Source organism: Escherichia sp. Marseille-Q3837 (assembly GCF_916618735.1).
Lineage (GTDB): Bacteria > Pseudomonadota > Gammaproteobacteria > Enterobacterales > Enterobacteriaceae > Escherichia > Escherichia ruysiae.
Map to the genome: position 1 here is coordinate 2,032,969 of NZ_CAKAKC010000001.1, position 16,425 is coordinate 2,049,393.

Here is a 16,425-nt window from a genome sequence, read left to right on the forward strand (position 1 = left end):
CAGTCCCCTCGCCCCTTTGGGCGAGGGAGAAAATCATCCCTACATCGGCAACGTTTTCAACAATCCGAACGCCTCTTTCATCCGATCCTCACTGACCACAAAGGCGCGAAGCTGGTCGGCATCGTCAACGCCGCGCGCCACAATTCCCTGGCGTTCGGTATTAATCTGCCAGCGTAAATCCTGACGCTGGGTTTCGCCTGCCAGATGCAGCGGTAATTCCGGCGTTTTGATTTTCACCAGCATCGCCGGTAGTTTCAGCGGCGTGTTATTGCCGAGAAGATTTTTTGCCAGCACCATCGCGCTAAGTTGAATCGGCTGGAGGAACGGCAGTACCTGACCGTTAATTTCTGCGCAATCGCCCAGCGCGTAAATATCGGCATTACTGGTTTGCAGATAACTATCGACGCAAACGCCGCGATTAATCGTCAGTCCGGCACGTCGTGCCAGGGCGGTTTCCGGGCGCAGTCCGGTGGCGGCAATTACTGCATCTACTTCGATGCTGCGTTGGCGATCCAGCGTTGCCCGAATGCCAGAATCCGTTTTTTCCAGCCCCTGCAACTGAGATTTCAACAGCAGATGGACGCCCATCTCCGTCAACCGATGCTGCAAGCGGCTGCTTACTTCCGGTGGCATTAACGATGCCAGAATACTGGCAGCGTTGTCGATTAGCGTGACCGCTTTGCCTGCACGACAAAAATCCATCGCCAGTTCGCTACCAATCAAACCACCGCCGACAATCAACACGCGTCGGGCATCCCGCAGTTGCGTTTCACAGGCGCGATACTCTTGCTGACTATTTAACGTCAGCATTAACTCACGCCCGGGCACTGGCGGGACAAAGGCGCTGGCACCGGTTGCCAGCACTAACTTGTCGTATTGCCACTGATTATTCTGACTTTTCACCACATGGGCTTCGGCATCGATATCCGTCACCCAGGTGTGCGGAAACAGGCGCAGATTAAACTGCTCGGCAAATTCACCTGCCGTCTGGCGGGTAAGGTCGTCGGCACGTTGCCCCTGACTGATCACATGGCTGAGGTCAGGTTTGTTGTACTCATCCATGCTGTCGGCGGCAATCAGGGTTAATGGAATACTGGCGTCCTGTTTGCGAATATTTTTCACCAGTTGGCGGGCGGCGAAGCCCGAACCAATGATCACAATGCCGTTGCTCATTTTGCCTCCGATGCCAGTTCGTCAAAGACGTCTTTGCCGAGTGAACATTCCGGGCACAGGAAGTTATCCGGGACTTCACTCCACGGCGTTCCTGGCGCAACGTCCTGCATTGGCTCGCCTTTTGCCGGATCGTAAATCCACTGGCAGACGCTGCATTGCATCCGTGGGCCGAGGTCAGCCGTCGTGGTGGCACAGGTTTCTTCTTTAACCACCGTATTCACCGTGTTCTGCGGCAGCGGCGAAAGCGCCCATTGACGGGCGATTTCACGACCGTGTTCACGGCATAACTCCAGAGCGTCCTGATCCGGTCGCCATTTGGCTTTCAGGCTAAGCGACATTTCGAAACCTGCATCCTGCAGGCGCGTGGAAAGACGATCCACCGCACCGCCGCTCCAGCCGTGAGAGCCGAAAGCACTGGCGCGTTTGTTACGGAAGCGTAATCCGGTCATCTCCTCCACCAGCCCGGCGATTTTCGGCATCATCACGTTATTCATCGTCGAAGTGCCGACCAGCACGCCTTTTGAGCGGAAGACATTGGTCAGGATTTCGTTTTTATCGCTTCGGGCGACGTTGAAAATTTTCACCGCTACGCGCGGGTCGGTTTCCGCGATCCCTTGGGCGATAGCGTCAGCCATCATGCGGGTATTATTCGACATGGTGTCGTAGAAAATGGTGATTCTGTCTTCCTGATAATCCGCCGCCCATTTCAGGTACAGCTCGACAATTTGCGTCGGGTTATCGCGCCATACCACGCCGTGAGAGGTCGCTATCATATCGACTGGTAAGTTAAAGCCCAGGATCTCGGTAATTTTCGGCGTTACCAGGCGGCTGAACGGCGTCAGGATATTGGCGTAGTAACGCTGGCACTGCTCGAAAAGCTCCGTCTGATCCACTTCATCGTTGAACAGATGCTCGTCGCAGTAGTGCTGACCGAAAGCATCGTTACTGAACAGCACCGCGTCGCCAGTCAGGTAAGTCATCATGCTGTCCGGCCAGTGCAGCATTGGCGTTTCGACAAAAATGAGCTGTTTGCCGTTGCCGATATCCAGCGTGTCGCCAGTTTTCACCACATTAAAATTCCACTCCGGATGATGGTGATGACCATTTATCGAGTCGATAGCGTTGGCTGTACAGTAGATCGGCGTATCGGGAATTTGCGCCATCAGTTCAGTCAGCGCCCCGGCGTGGTCCTCTTCTGCATGGTTAATCACGATGTAATCGATATCCGCCAGATCGATTTCATTACGTAGGTTCTGCACAAATTCGCGGCTGAATTTATGGTCGACGGTGTCGATCAGCACGTTTTTTTCTTCGCGGATGAGGTAGCTGTTGTAGCTGCTGCCGCGCAGCGTTTTATATTCCGTGCCGTGAAAATCACGTACTTCCCAGTCACGTTGACCCACCCAATGAATGTTATTTTTCACCACAATAGACATAGCAACCTCAATTTATTCAGCGTGTTCTAAAAAGATGCCTTGTTAATTGCAGATTGCGTGCCAGTTTTTTATCTGATTGTTTTTAATGTATAAATTAATTTATGCTCATTAGTGAGTAGTCAAAATGACTATCAATAAAATGGTCAATATGACAATATCAATAGTCAAATTGACAGTGAGGCAAAGATGAGTTTTTCCGTTGATGTGCTGGCGAATATCGCCATCGAATTGCAGCGTGGGATTGGTCATCAGGATCGTTTTCAGCGCCTGATCACCACGCTGCGTCAGGTGCTGGAGTGCGATGCGTCTGCGTTGCTACGTTACGACTCGCGGCAGTTTATTCCGCTTGCCATCGACGGGCTGGCGAAGGATGTACTCGGTAGACGCTTTGCGCTGGAAGGGCATCCTCGGCTGGAAGCGATTGCCCGCGCTGGGGACGTGGTGCGCTTTCCCGCAGACAGCGAATTGCCCGATCCCTATGACGGTTTGATTCCCGGGCAGGAGAGACTGAAGGTTCACGCCTGCGTTGGTCTGCCGTTGTTTGCCGGGCAAAACCTGATCGGCGCACTGACGCTCGACGGGATGCAGCCCGATCAGTTCGATGTTTTCAGCGATGAAGAGCTACGGCTGATTGCTGCGCTGGCGGCTGGGGCGTTAAGTAATGCGTTGCTGATTGAACAACTGGAAAGCCAGAATATGCTGCCGGGCGATGCCGCGCCGTTTGAAGCGGTGAAACAGACGCAGATGATTGGCTTGTCCCCAGGCATGACGCAATTGAAAAAAGAGATTGAGATTGTGGCGGCGTCCGATCTCAACGTCCTGATCAGCGGTGAGACGGGAACCGGTAAGGAGCTGGTGGCGAAAGCGATTCATGAAGCCTCGCCACGGGCGGTGAATCCGCTGGTCTATCTCAACTGTGCCGCACTGCCGGAAAGTGTGGCGGAAAGTGAACTGTTCGGGCATGTGAAAGGGGCGTTTACTGGCGCTATCAGTAACCGCAGCGGGAAGTTTGAAATGGCGGATAACGGCACGCTGTTTCTGGATGAGATCGGCGAGTTGTCGTTGGCATTGCAGGCCAAGCTGCTGCGGGTGTTGCAGTATGGCGATATTCAGCGCGTTGGCGATGACCGCAGTTTGCGGGTCGATGTGCGCGTGCTGGCGGCGACTAATCGCGACTTGCGTGAAGAGGTGCTGGCAGGGCGATTCCGCGCCGATTTGTTCCATCGCCTGAGCGTGTTTCCGCTTGCGGTGCCGCCGCTGCGTGAGCGGGGCGATGACGTCATTCTGCTGGCGGGGTATTTCTGCGAGCAGTGCCGCCTGCGGCTGGGGCTTTCCCGCGTGGTATTAAGCGCCAGTGCGCGAAATTTACTGCAACACTACAGTTTTCCGGGGAACGTGCGCGAACTGGAACATGCTATTCATCGGGCGGTAGTGCTGGCGAGAGCGACCCGCAGCGGCGATGAAGTGATTCTCGAGGCGCAACATTTTGCTTTTCCAGAAGTGACGGTGCCGCCGCCAGAAGTGGCAGCGGTGCCCGTTGTTAAGCAAAACCTGCGTGAAGCGACAGAAGCGTTCCAGCGTGAAACCATTCGCCAGGTACTGGCACAAAATCATCACAACTGGGCCGCCTGCGCGCGGATGCTGGAAACCGACGTCGCCAACCTGCATCGGCTGGCGAAACGTCTGGGGTTGAAGGATTAAATAATCCCGGCCTGATAGAAATCCTGCAGGTTAATCGCGCCGGTGAGTTTGCCGTTTTCATCCACCACCGGTGCGGCGGTGATTTTGCGCTTCATCAGGATCTCTTTAGCGTCGATGGCGCGACTTTGCGCCTGTAATGTGGTGCCGCCTGCCGTCATCGCTTCATTAACCGGCGTGGTGAGTGCGCCGCCGCCAACCAGCCAGCGACGTAAATCACCGTCGGTAAAGACGCCTTGTACCTGTTGTTGAGCGTCACATACTGCCACCAGCCCCAGACCGGTGCGGCTGAGTTCCAGCATTGCATCCATCACGCTGGCGGTTAACGCCACCTGCGGGATGGCGTCATCACGGCGCATCAGATGATGTACTTTATTCAGCAAGCGAGCGCCCAGCGCGCCGGCAGGGTGGGAGCGGGCAAAATCTTCTTCATTAAAACCGCGCGCCTGCATGACTGCCATCGCCAGTGCGTCACCCATCATCAGGGTATTCACAGTGCTGGAGGTCGGCGCAAGGTGCATCGGGCAGGCTTCGCGTTCGACGGAAATATCCAGCACCGCTTTTGCCGCCAGGCCCAGCGGTGACGTCGGTTTGCCGGTCATCGCCAGCAGCGCGATAGATTTGTCTTCCAGACGCGGAATAATCAGATCCAGTTCCTTCGCGCCACCGGAGTAAGAGATAAACAGCATCACATCGCGGCTTTCAATCATCCCCAGATCGCCGTGCAGTGCTTCTGCGGGATGGACAAAAAAAGCCGGTGTGCCGGTACTGGCAAGCGTTGCGGCGATCTTTTTGCCAATGTGGCCCGATTTGCCAATTCCCGAAACCACCACTTTGCCTTCGCAGTGCAGGATGATATTGGCGGCGCGAACAAAATCATCGCCCAGACGTTCCGGTAAACGGCTTGCTTCCTGCAACTCCAGGGTTAACGTCTGACGCCCTGCGTTTAGTAGTGCTTCACTCATTGCTTTCTCCGGTAATGATCACGTCGATCCCTTTCTCTTCCAGCGCCTGACGAAACGCCGGATCGATACCTGCGTCGGTAATCAGCTTATCGACGCTTTCAAGACTGCAAACTACGTTGGGGCTTTTACGGCCAAACTTCGATGAGTCAGCCATCAAAATCACTTCGCGCGCGGCATTGCACATTGCCTTACTGACGGTATAGACCTCGTTGAACGTGGTTACGCCCGCATTGAGATCGATGCCGTCGGTGCCCATAAATAATTTATCGAAGGTGAAATGCTCGAAGGCATTCTCTGCCAGTTGCCCGTGAAATGAGGCCGATTTTTTGCGAAATGTTCCGCCTGGCATCAGGATGGTTTGTTCGTTATCCAGTTCGGATAGCGCGTTGACGATATGCAGGCTGTTGGTCATCACCGTGATGTTATTAAAGCGCGAGAGCATGGGAACCATCTGCAACACGGTACTGCCAGCATCAAGAATGATCGAATCGCCATCATGAATAAAACTGACGGCGGCTTCCGCAATCAGCTCTTTCTTGTGGGTGTTGATGAGCGTTTTATGATCGATAGGCGGATCGGATTCCTCTTTATTTAACACCACGCCGCCATAGGTACGGATGACGGTTCCTGCATGTTCCAGAATAACCAGATCTTTGCGAATGGTGGTGCCTGTGGTGTCAAAGTATTGCGCCAATTCTTCAACCGAGCATTTACCCTGCTTTTGCAGATACTCCAGAATGGCGGCCTGACGCTGACGAGGTTTCATGGGCGTGATTACCTGATTTAGGTTTCAAAATGATAACTTCGCAAGCAAGTAACATTCACAACGAAATTATCCACGTTTCAGTTTAAGTGCCAATGATAGAGCATTCTGTGATAGTGGATCACGGGGAAAGATCACATCGGGCCTCAAATCACCAGAATACATACCCTTAATTGCGGGAATTTTTTGTGGTCGGGCGAAAACGGTCAGTCCTTTCATAAACAAGGTGTCGGTGACGCGCTGCTGATCGTCCAGGGCGATGGCGACCACGACCCGTGGCTTAAAGCGCCCACTGGAACGGCCTACACCGACGCGCCCTTGCTGGCAGAGCGCGTCGAAGGCTCGATTAAAACGAGAAATTTGCCAACCGCCTAAGGCCAGTTGCGCGCACCAGGCGATAACGGCGACGGTGATGAGTGCGGATACCATAACTTCTCCTTAATGTAGTGGCGGAAGTCCTGTAGGCCTGAGAAGCGTAGCGCATCAGGCATTCTATTAGTCTCGCGGAGATCCTTAACGGATCTCCGCTGTTGATCAGAACATCACCTGACCACCGGTGACATTGATCGACTGTCCGGTGCAGTACGACGCCTTTGGACTGGCGTAGAACAGCAGCATATTCAGCACATCCTGATAATCGCAGCCGCGTTTGAGCGGTACTTTATCGATGTAATACTGCTCGACTTGATCCGGTTTGATACCCAGCTTGGTCGCGTATTGTGGCAACAGTGACTGGAACATCGGCGATTTCAGCAGGTTACCGAGCATCAGTGAATGCACCGTAATGCCGTACTCCGCCAGATCCAGCGCCAGTGATTGAGTCAGCCCGACGCCACCAAATTTCGCTGCGCTATAGCCAGAGTTGTGTTTGCTGCCCACTTTGCCGGATTTCGAGTTGATCTGAATAATGCGTCCCTGAATCCCGTCGCGGATCATCAAACGCGAAAATTCACGCGCGCACAGGAAATAACCCACCAGATTCACCTGTAGCGAGCGGTCAAAATCGCCAAGCTGAAAATCGCTGATAAACGCTGCTTTTGCAATTCCGGCGCTGTAGACCAGTAAATCGACGCGACCAAAGATTTCATCTATCCCACGAGAGAGCGCCAGAACGCTCTGCTCGCTGGTGGCGTCAGCACCAAAACCGTACGCCGTTCCCTCACCATATTCGGCGTTAATTTCTTGCGCCACATTTGCGGCTTTGTCGCTCTGAATATCGACAACCGCTACGCGATACCCCTCGCCAGCCAGACCGTGGCACAGGAACGCGCCCAGGGTTTGCCCACCACCGATGACAACGGCAACCTGATTCATTTTTTTACTCCTTAACAGATTCAAACTTCAAAACCGATCCCGGTACGATATCGTCGGGTACAGGGCCTGCCACATGGACAGTGCCCGGAAATTCCGCTTCGCTTAAACCATCGAAGCGCAGGGTGACATGACCCAGTTCGCGAAGATTGTCTTCCGCCACGCTGCCAACGGCGGTCACCGGATAACGATGCTGGCCGAGAGAAAATTGCAAACCGGGATGGAGTTCACCTTTCAATTCGCCGTGGCAATGGATGAAGCAATACTCTTCGAGATCCGCAGGTGCGCCTTCACGAAAGGTGATGAGCATCTGGTCGCTGAAGGCGTCAGTGGCGCTCGCGCCGATACGGGTGATGGTGGTCTGATAAATAACGGTCATGTTTCAGCCTCTATTGATAGATAAAACCGGAGACAAACCAGGCGATCAGTACAGTCGGTGCGCCGGTCAAAAAGCGGCTCACCAGTACAGAAGGAACCCCGACGCGAACCGTGTCCTGACGGGCTTCCGCCAGCGATAAACCGACCGGGATAAAGTCGCAGGCCGCCTGCGCGTTGATGGCAAACAGCGCCGGTAAAGCCAGATGCGGCGGAATATTGCCGAGACCAATCTGCACACCAATCAATACGCCGATAACCTGCGCGATAACGGCGCCAGGCCCAAGGAAAGGCGAAAGCAGCGGGAAGGAGCAGATGAGCGCCAGCATAACCAGCCCCAGTGGATGGCTCGCCAGCGGAGCAAGACCGTGAGCAATCCAGTCACCAAGGCCGGAAGCCATAATGATGCCGATGAGCGCCGAGACGAACGCCATAAACGGCAGAATGGTTTTTAATACGGTATCGATAGTGTCGCGCCCGGACTGGAACAACACGGCAACGGCAGACCCCATGCCCATTCCCACCTTCGCCAGTAAACCATCGCTTTGTTCGGTGATTTTCTTGCTGGCATCATAGTCACGGCCAACGGAAGAGGGTTGCGGTGTTGCATCACCCACTACAGTGATGTTTTCTTCTTTCACGCCAGAGACATAAATATCTTCCACTATGTACTGCGCCAGCGGACCGGACTTGCCCGTCGAGTGGATATTAATGGTGGGAATATGCCGTTTTGGATAGATGCCGCAGCGCAGTGTGCCGCCGCAGTCGATTACCGCAACGCCGATTTCCGCTTCCGCAGGTTCACCTTCTTTAAAGCCGTCGATAGCCTGCCAGCCAGTAAGCTGTGCCAGTTTGTCGACAATTGCAGGCCGGGTTCCGGCGGTGATATAGACGATTTTTTTACCTGGCGTGGCTTCCAGTTCAAGCGGGCCACCCCAGCCACCATTGCCTTTTTCGATCCGAATACGCGTCATGATGCCGCTCCTGCCAGGTGAACTTTCTGTTCAAGTTGAATGCCCATCTTTTTCTCAAAAATGGCGGTGGTCAGGTCGGTCACCCAGCCACGGAAGAAGTTGGTGACCAGACCAACCAGCAGGTAGCTCACTGCCAGTGGGCCAAGTGGCAGATTCAGCGTCGTCAGACCGCTGGCAATTCCCAGATAAACAAACAGTTCGCCGGGGTTGATATGAGGGAAGAGACCGTTCATTGAGTGGCAGCTATAAGAGGCCGCCGCGTAATAGCTGGGTTTGAACTTTTCCGGCATAAAACGACCCAGACTTAAGGTCATCGGGTTACAAAAGACAAACGTGCCAATGCACGGTAATAGCAGGTAACGAGAAACAGGATTGCCGGCGCAACGTTGAGCAAATCGTTCAATGCGGTGCTGCCCGATAAAATTAATCAGCGCGTTCATGATTACCAGCAGGCTTATCAACAGCGGAAGAATGCCGGTCACCATCCCGGTAAACACCTCTCCACCTTTCTGGAACAGCCCGATGAACCACTCTGCGCCATGAGTAATGGTTTCTATCATTGTTCTCTCCTTTGAAATTTATTGTTTTATTACCAAACGGCAACACAATCTAATCAGATTGAAAGATTTAAAAGTGTTATTTTGATCGCAAAATGAAAGATAAATATTTTAATTTGAAAGTTTAGTTAAGAGAATGGCGATGAAGGTGATTTGTGTTATGTAAAGTCCGTATTGGGCAGTGACTACCGCTTCCTTGTGCGGGGCGGGATGCTTTACCATACTTGCCCCTGGTTGAATCTGTTAAATGGACTCCTCATGGTCAAGCGTCGTTATGTAACATTACTTCCCCTTTTTGTGTTGCTTGCCGCCTGTAGCAGCAAGCCAAAACCTACTGAGACTGAAACGACCACCGGAACGCCGTCCGGCGGCTTCCTGCTTGAGCCGCAGCACAATGTGATGCAGATGGGCGGTGACTTCGCTAACAACCCGAATGCGCAGCAGTTCATCGACAAAATGGTGAACAAACACGGCTTCAATCGTCAGCAGTTGCAGGAAATCCTCTCTCAGGCGAAACGTCTGGATTCGGTACTGCGGCTGATGGATAACCAGGCACCAACCACATCAGTGAAGCCGCCATCAGGCCCGAATGGCGCATGGTTGCGTTATCGCAAAAAATTTATTACGCCGGATAACGTGCAGAACGGCGTGGTTTTCTGGAACCAGTATGAAGATGCGCTGAATCGCGCGTGGCAGGTGTATGGCGTACCGCCGGAAATTATTGTCGGGATTATCGGCGTCGAAACCCGCTGGGGACGCGTGATGGGTAAAACCCGCATCCTCGATGCGTTGGCGACGCTGTCATTTAACTACCCACGCCGCGCGGAGTATTTCTCTGGCGAGCTGGAAACTTTCCTGCTGATGGCGCGCGATGAGCAGGACGATCCGCTCAATCTGAAAGGTTCCTTTGCCGGGGCAATGGGCTACGGTCAGTTTATGCCGTCGTCTTACAAACAATACGCCGTGGATTTCAGCGGCGACGGACATATCAACCTGTGGGATCCGGTTGATGCCATTGGCAGCGTGGCGAACTATTTCAAAGCGCATGGCTGGGTGAAAGGCGATCAGGTCGCTGTAATGGCAAATGGTCAGGCTCCGGGCTTGCCAAATGGCTTCAAAACCAAGTACAGCATTTCACAACTTGCAGCGGCAGGGCTGACGCCACAGCAGCCACTGGGCAATCATCAGCAGGCCAGCTTGCTGCGTCTGGATGTCGGGACGGGGTATCAGTACTGGTACGGTTTGCCGAACTTCTACACCATCACCCGTTACAACCACAGCACCCATTACGCAATGGCGGTCTGGCAGTTAGGACAAGCCGTGGCGCTGGCGCGCGTACAGTAACTCTTTGCAAGAGGGGGGCGTGAGCTTCCCTCTGGCTAATCAGCTTTTTTCTGAATCCTCCTCGTAAAATTGCAACGCCAACACCATCTTCCTGACGAAAGTGCTATCTTGTCCGGCATAAATATCTGACTGACAGAGGTTGTGATGACTGACAGTGAACTGATGCAATTAAGCGAGCAGGTAGGGCAGGCGCTGAAAGCCCGTGGCGCAATCGTAACAACCGCTGAGTCTTGTACCGGCGGCTGGGTAGCGAAAGTGATTACCGATATTGCCGGTAGTTCCGCCTGGTTTGAACGCGGATTTGTCACCTACAGTAACGAAGCCAAAGCGCAAATGATCGGCGTGCGAGAAGAGACGCTGGCGCTGCATGGCGCGGTGAGTGAACCCGTCGTGGTGGAAATGGCAATTGGCGCCCTGAAAGCGGCTCGTGCTGATTATGCCGTTTCTATTAGTGGTATCGCTGGGCCAGACGGCGGCAGCGAAGAGAAACCTGTTGGCACCGTCTGGTTTGCTTTTGCCTCAGCCAGCGGCGAAGGTGTTACCCGCCGGGAATGCTTCAGTGGCGACCGCGAAGCCGTGCGTCGTCAGGCGACGGCGTATGCCTTGCAGACGCTGTGGCAACAATTTCTACAAAATACTTGATACTGTATGAGCATACAGTATAATTGCTTCAACAGAATATATTGACTATCCGGTAATACCCGGCATGACAGGAGTAAAAATGGCTATCGACGAAAACAAACAGAAAGCGTTGGCGGCAGCACTGGGCCAGATTGAGAAACAATTTGGTAAAGGCTCCATCATGCGCCTGGGTGAAGACCGTTCTATGGATGTGGAAACCATCTCTACCGGTTCGCTTTCACTGGATATCGCGCTTGGGGCAGGTGGTCTGCCGATGGGGCGTATCGTCGAAATCTACGGACCGGAATCTTCCGGTAAAACCACGCTGACGCTGCAGGTGATCGCCGCAGCGCAGCGTGAAGGTAAAACCTGTGCGTTTATCGATGCTGAACACGCACTGGACCCAATCTATGCACGTAAACTGGGCGTCGATATCGACAACCTGCTGTGCTCCCAGCCGGACACCGGCGAGCAGGCACTGGAAATCTGTGACGCCCTGGCGCGTTCTGGCGCCGTAGACGTTATCGTTGTTGACTCCGTTGCGGCACTGACGCCGAAAGCGGAAATCGAAGGCGAAATCGGCGACTCTCACATGGGCCTTGCGGCACGTATGATGAGCCAGGCGATGCGTAAGCTGGCGGGTAACCTGAAGCAGTCCAACACGCTGCTGATCTTCATCAACCAGATCCGTATGAAAATTGGTGTGATGTTCGGTAACCCGGAAACCACTACCGGTGGTAACGCGCTGAAATTCTACGCCTCTGTTCGTCTCGACATCCGTCGTATCGGCGCGGTGAAAGAGGGCGAAAACGTGGTGGGTAGTGAAACCCGCGTGAAAGTGGTGAAGAACAAAATCGCTGCACCATTTAAACAGGCTGAATTCCAGATCCTCTACGGCGAAGGTATTAACTTCTACGGCGAGCTGGTTGACCTGGGCGTGAAAGAGAAGCTGATCGAGAAAGCGGGTGCATGGTACAGCTACAAAGGTGAGAAGATCGGTCAGGGTAAAGCGAATGCGACTGCCTGGCTGAAAGACAACCCGGAAACCGCGAAAGAGATCGAGAAGAAAGTACGTGAGTTGCTGCTGAGCAACCCGAACTCAACGCCGGATTTCTCTGTAGATGACAGCGAAGGCGTAGCAGAAACTAACGAAGATTTTTAATCATTAGTTATTGATGATAATAGATAATGTGTGCACGGACGGTCCCCTCGCCCCTTTGGGGAGAGGGTTAGGGTGAGGGGAACAGGCCAGCACTGGCGTGAAGAGTGATTCTCACTCTGGCCCGCTAACTGGAAGGGCGAGGAGGAAGATCGTGTCTACATTTATAAGTGAGCTAATTTGTTAGCAATCTCTGGGCCGCATCTGCGGCCCTTTTGCTTTTTAAGTTTTAAGGATATGCCATGACAGAATCAACATCCCGTCGTCCGGCATATGCTCGCTTGTTGGATCGCGCGGTACGCATTCTGGCGGTACGCGATCACAGTGAGCAAGAATTGCGACGTAAACTCGCAGCACCGATAATGGGCAAAAATGGCCCGGAAGAGATTGATGCCACGGCGGAAGATTACGAGCGTGTTATTGCCTGGTGCCATGAACATGGCTATCTCGATGACAGCCGATTTGTTGCGCGCTTTATCGCCAGCCGTAGCCGCAAAGGTTATGGACCAGCGCGTATTCGCCAGGAACTGAATCAGAAAGGTATTTCCCGCGAAGCGACAGAAAAAGCGATGCGTGAATGTGACATCGACTGGTGCGCACTGGCGCGCGATCAGGCGACGCGAAAATATGGCGAACCACTGCCAACAGTCTTTTCAGAAAAAGTTAAGATCCAACGTTTTCTGCTCTATCGTGGCTATCTGATGGAAGATATCCAGGAGATTTGGCGAAATTTTGCCGACTGAACGCATACGGTATTTTACTTCCCAGTCAAGAAAACTTATCTTATTCCCACTTTTCAGTTACCAGCCCAGCGGTTATTAACTTGCTGCTGCTGGTGGCGATATTTCGTTAGCTTGATTTCAGGATAATTATGAGCAAGAGCACCGCTGAGATCCGTCAGGCGTTTCTCGACTTTTTCCATAGTAAGGGACATCAGGTAGTTGCCAGCAGCTCCCTGGTCCCCCATAACGACCCAACTTTGTTGTTTACCAACGCCGGGATGAACCAGTTCAAGGATGTGTTCCTTGGGCTCGACAAGCGTAATTATTCCCGCGCTACCACCTCCCAACGCTGCGTGCGTGCGGGTGGTAAACACAACGACCTGGAAAACGTCGGTTACACCGCGCGTCACCATACCTTCTTCGAGATGCTGGGCAACTTCAGCTTCGGCGACTATTTCAAACACGATGCCATTCAGTTTGCATGGGAACTGCTGACCAGCGAAAAATGGTTTGCCCTGCCGAAAGAGCGTCTGTGGGTTACCGTCTATGAAAGCGACGACGAAGCCTACGAAATCTGGGAAAAAGAAGTAGGGATCCCGCGCGAACGTATTATTCGCATCGGCGATAACAAAGGTGCGCCATACGCATCTGACAACTTCTGGCAGATGGGTGACACTGGTCCGTGCGGCCCGTGCACCGAAATCTTCTACGATCACGGCGACCACATTTGGGGTGGCCCTCCGGGAAGCCCGGAAGAAGACGGCGACCGCTACATTGAGATCTGGAACATCGTCTTCATGCAGTTCAACCGCCAGGCAGATGGCACGATGGAACCGCTGCCGAAGCCGTCTGTAGATACCGGTATGGGGCTGGAGCGTATTGCTGCGGTGCTGCAACACGTTAACTCTAACTATGACATCGATCTGTTCCGCACGCTGATCCAGGCAGTAGCGAAAGTCACTGGCGCGACCGATCTAAGCAACAAATCGCTGCGCGTAATCGCTGACCACATTCGTTCTTGTGCGTTCCTGATCGCTGATGGCGTTATGCCGTCCAACGAAAACCGTGGTTATGTACTGCGTCGTATCATTCGTCGCGCGGTGCGTCACGGCAATATGCTGGGCGCGAAAGAAACCTTCTTCTACAAGCTGGTGGGGCCACTGATCGACGTTATGGGCTCTGCGGGTGAAGACCTGAAACGCCAGCAGGCGCAGGTTGAGCAGGTGCTGAAGACTGAAGAAGAGCAGTTTGCTCGTACTCTGGAACGCGGTCTGGCGCTGCTGGACGAAGAGCTGGCGAAGCTTTCCGGTGATACGCTGGATGGCGAAACAGCTTTCCGCCTGTACGACACCTACGGCTTCCCGGTTGACCTGACGGCTGACGTTTGTCGTGAGCGCAATATCAAAGTTGACGAAGCTGGTTTTGAAGCAGCAATGGAAGAGCAGCGTCGTCGTGCGCGCGAAGCCAGCGGCTTTGGTGCCGATTACAACGCAATGATCCGTGTTGACAGTGCATCTGAATTTAAAGGCTATGACCATCTGGAACTGAACGGCAAAGTGACCGCGCTGTTTGTTGATGGTAAAGCGGTTGATGCCATCAATGCAGGCCAGGAAGCGGTAGTTGTGCTGGATCAAACGCCATTCTATGCAGAATCTGGCGGTCAGGTTGGCGATAAAGGCGAACTGAAAGGCGCAAACTTCTCCTTTGCGGTAGAAGATACTCAGAAATACGGCCAGGCGATTGGCCACATCGGTAAACTTGCTGCGGGTTCTCTGACAGTGGGCGACGCGGTGCAGGCTGATGTTGATGAGGCTCGTCGCGCTCGTATTCGTCTGAATCACTCCGCAACGCACTTGATGCACGCCGCGCTGCGCCAGATTCTGGGGACTCATGTATCGCAGAAAGGTTCTCTGGTTAACGACAAAGTGCTGCGTTTCGACTTCTCACATAATGAAGCGATGAAGCCAGAGGAAATTCGTGCCGTAGAGGATCTGGTTAACGCACAGATTCGTCGTAACTTGCCGATCGAAACCAACATCATGGATCTCGAGGCTGCGAAAGCGAAAGGCGCGATGGCGCTATTTGGCGAGAAGTATGATGAACGTGTACGTGTACTGAGCATGGGCGATTTCTCCACAGAGCTGTGTGGCGGTACTCACGCCAGCCGCACCGGTGATATCGGTCTGTTCCGTATTATCTCTGAATCGGGTACTGCTGCGGGCGTTCGTCGTATCGAAGCTGTAACCGGAGAAGGTGCTATTGCCACCGTTCATGCAGACAGCGATCGCTTAAGCGAAGTTGCGCATCTGCTGAAAGGCGATAGCAATAATCTGGCTGATAAAGTTCGTTCAGTACTGGAACGTACGCGTCAGTTGGAAAAAGAGCTACAACAGCTTAAAGAACAGGCTGCCGCGCAGGAGAGTGCAAATCTTTCCAGTAAGGCAATTGATGTTAATGGTGTTAAGCTGTTGGTTAGCGAGCTTAACGGTGTTGAGCCGAAGATGTTGCGTACCATGGTTGACGATTTAAAAAATCAGCTGGGGTCGACAATTATCGTGCTGGCAACGGTAGCCGAAGGTAAGGTTTCTCTGATTGCAGGCGTATCTAAGGACGTCACAGATCGTGTGAAAGCAGGGGAACTGATTGGTATGGTCGCTCAGCAGGTGGGCGGCAAGGGTGGTGGACGTCCTGACATGGCGCAAGCCGGTGGTACGGATGCTGCGGCCTTACCTGCAGCGTTAGCCAGTGTGAAAGGCTGGGTCAGCGCGAAATTGCAATAATATTAGCGTCAGGCAATGCCGTGGACTTGCTCCACGGCATTCGCATCAACGCTATCGACAACGATAAAGTCAGGTTGAAGTTGTGTATATCGGCTAAACTTAGGTTTAACAGAATGTAATGCCATGACTGCTTACATGTAATGTGTTTGTCATTGCTTACTTTTTGGCGTTATATGATGGATAATGCCGGGATACAGAGAGACCCGACTCTTTTAATCTTTCAAGGAGCAAAGAATGCTGATTCTGACTCGTCGAGTTGGTGAGACCCTCATGATTGGGGATGAGGTCACCGTGACAGTTTTAGGGGTAAAGGGCAACCAGGTACGTATTGGCGTAAATGCCCCGAAGGAAGTTTCTGTTCACCGTGAAGAGATCTACCAGCGTATCCAGGCTGAAAAATCCCAGCAGTCCAGTTACTAATCTTTCCGCGTCTCATCTTTAACGGTGAGACGCACCCTCAAAATCTCTCCTTCACTTCAATTTCTTTTCGCGTTACTCCCGTTCATTCAACGTTAACATCCATTTTTCAACATCATTCCTGCCTGTC

16 protein-coding genes are annotated in these 16,425 nt (G+C 53.1%); 7 read left to right on the forward strand and 9 right to left on the reverse strand.

The window, feature by feature from the left end; translation table 11 throughout:
- Positions 1-39: 39 nt before the first annotated feature.
- Positions 40-1,173: an NADH:flavorubredoxin reductase NorW gene (gene norW / locus LG381_RS09470; protein ID WP_225762334.1), complete on the reverse strand. Its 1,134-nt coding sequence runs from the start codon at positions 1,171-1,173 to the stop codon at positions 40-42.
- Positions 1,170-2,609 carry an anaerobic nitric oxide reductase flavorubredoxin gene (gene norV, locus LG381_RS09475; RefSeq protein ID WP_000029630.1) on the reverse strand — a complete coding sequence of 480 codons (1,440 nt, stop codon included), beginning with the start codon at positions 2,607-2,609 and terminating at the stop codon, positions 1,170-1,172. The genes norW and norV overlap by 4 nt, the downstream gene beginning before the upstream one ends.
- 186 nt (positions 2,610-2,795) lie before the next feature.
- Between norV and norR the strand changes: the two genes are divergently transcribed.
- Entirely contained in the window at positions 2,796-4,310 is a 1,515-nt protein-coding gene (gene norR, locus LG381_RS09480) for a nitric oxide reductase transcriptional regulator NorR (protein ID WP_225762335.1), read from the forward strand.
- On the opposite strand, the gene gutQ is transcribed toward norR, so the two are convergent.
- From gutQ to srlA, 7 genes are all read right to left on the reverse strand, one after another.
- Positions 4,307-5,272, reverse strand: coding sequence for an arabinose-5-phosphate isomerase GutQ (gene gutQ / locus LG381_RS09485; protein WP_225762336.1), 966 nt, complete (start codon positions 5,270-5,272; stop codon positions 4,307-4,309). The two genes, norR and gutQ, sit on opposite strands and share 4 nt — an antisense overlap.
- Positions 5,265-6,038, reverse strand: a complete 774-nt coding sequence (srlR, locus tag LG381_RS09490; RefSeq protein WP_000804555.1) for a glucitol operon DNA-binding transcriptional repressor SrlR — start codon at positions 6,036-6,038, stop codon at positions 5,265-5,267. The genes gutQ and srlR overlap by 8 nt, the downstream gene beginning before the upstream one ends.
- 66 nt (positions 6,039-6,104) lie before the next feature.
- A complete protein-coding gene (gene gutM, locus LG381_RS09495) occupies positions 6,105-6,464 on the reverse strand; it encodes a transcriptional regulator GutM (RefSeq protein WP_000252899.1) in 360 nt (119 codons plus the stop codon).
- Positions 6,465-6,569: 105 nt separating this feature from the next.
- Positions 6,570-7,349, reverse strand: a complete 780-nt coding sequence (gene srlD, locus LG381_RS09500; RefSeq protein ID WP_032226046.1) for a sorbitol-6-phosphate dehydrogenase — start codon at positions 7,347-7,349, stop codon at positions 6,570-6,572.
- A gap of 4 nt (positions 7,350-7,353) precedes the next feature.
- Positions 7,354-7,725 carry a PTS glucitol/sorbitol transporter subunit IIA gene (gene srlB, locus LG381_RS09505; RefSeq protein ID WP_000216196.1) on the reverse strand — a complete coding sequence of 124 codons (372 nt, stop codon included), beginning with the start codon at positions 7,723-7,725 and terminating at the stop codon, positions 7,354-7,356.
- Positions 7,726-7,735: 10 nt separating this feature from the next.
- Positions 7,736-8,695, reverse strand: a complete 960-nt coding sequence (gene srlE, locus LG381_RS09510) for a PTS glucitol/sorbitol transporter subunit IIB (RefSeq protein WP_000196924.1) — start codon at positions 8,693-8,695, stop codon at positions 7,736-7,738.
- Positions 8,692-9,255, reverse strand: a complete 564-nt coding sequence (srlA, locus tag LG381_RS09515) for a PTS glucitol/sorbitol transporter subunit IIC (protein ID WP_000573313.1) — start codon at positions 9,253-9,255, stop codon at positions 8,692-8,694. Before srlA ends, srlE begins: the two co-directional genes overlap by 4 nt.
- Positions 9,256-9,510: 255 nt before the next feature.
- On the opposite strand from srlA, the gene mltB reads away from it, so the two are divergent.
- From mltB to csrA, 6 genes are all read left to right on the forward strand, one after another.
- A complete protein-coding gene (mltB, locus tag LG381_RS09520; protein WP_000240845.1) occupies positions 9,511-10,596 on the forward strand; it encodes a lytic murein transglycosylase B in 1,086 nt (361 codons plus the stop codon).
- A 144-nt stretch (positions 10,597-10,740) separates the two neighbouring features.
- Positions 10,741-11,238, forward strand: a complete 498-nt coding sequence (gene pncC / locus LG381_RS09525) for a nicotinamide-nucleotide amidase (protein WP_225762337.1) — start codon at positions 10,741-10,743, stop codon at positions 11,236-11,238.
- A gap of 79 nt (positions 11,239-11,317) precedes the next feature.
- Positions 11,318-12,379: a recombinase RecA gene (gene recA, locus LG381_RS09530; RefSeq protein ID WP_000963143.1), complete on the forward strand. Its 1,062-nt coding sequence runs from the start codon at positions 11,318-11,320 to the stop codon at positions 12,377-12,379.
- 239 nt (positions 12,380-12,618) lie between these two features.
- Entirely contained in the window at positions 12,619-13,119 is a 501-nt protein-coding gene (gene recX / locus LG381_RS09535) for a recombination regulator RecX (protein WP_000140508.1), read from the forward strand.
- A 128-nt stretch (positions 13,120-13,247) separates the two neighbouring features.
- Positions 13,248-15,878 carry an alanine--tRNA ligase gene (gene alaS, locus LG381_RS09540; RefSeq protein ID WP_000047190.1) on the forward strand — a complete coding sequence of 877 codons (2,631 nt, stop codon included), beginning with the start codon at positions 13,248-13,250 and terminating at the stop codon, positions 15,876-15,878.
- 234 nt (positions 15,879-16,112) lie between these two features.
- A complete protein-coding gene (csrA, locus tag LG381_RS09545; protein ID WP_000906486.1) occupies positions 16,113-16,298 on the forward strand; it encodes a carbon storage regulator CsrA in 186 nt (61 codons plus the stop codon).
- The last annotated feature ends 127 nt before the right edge of the window (positions 16,299-16,425 follow it).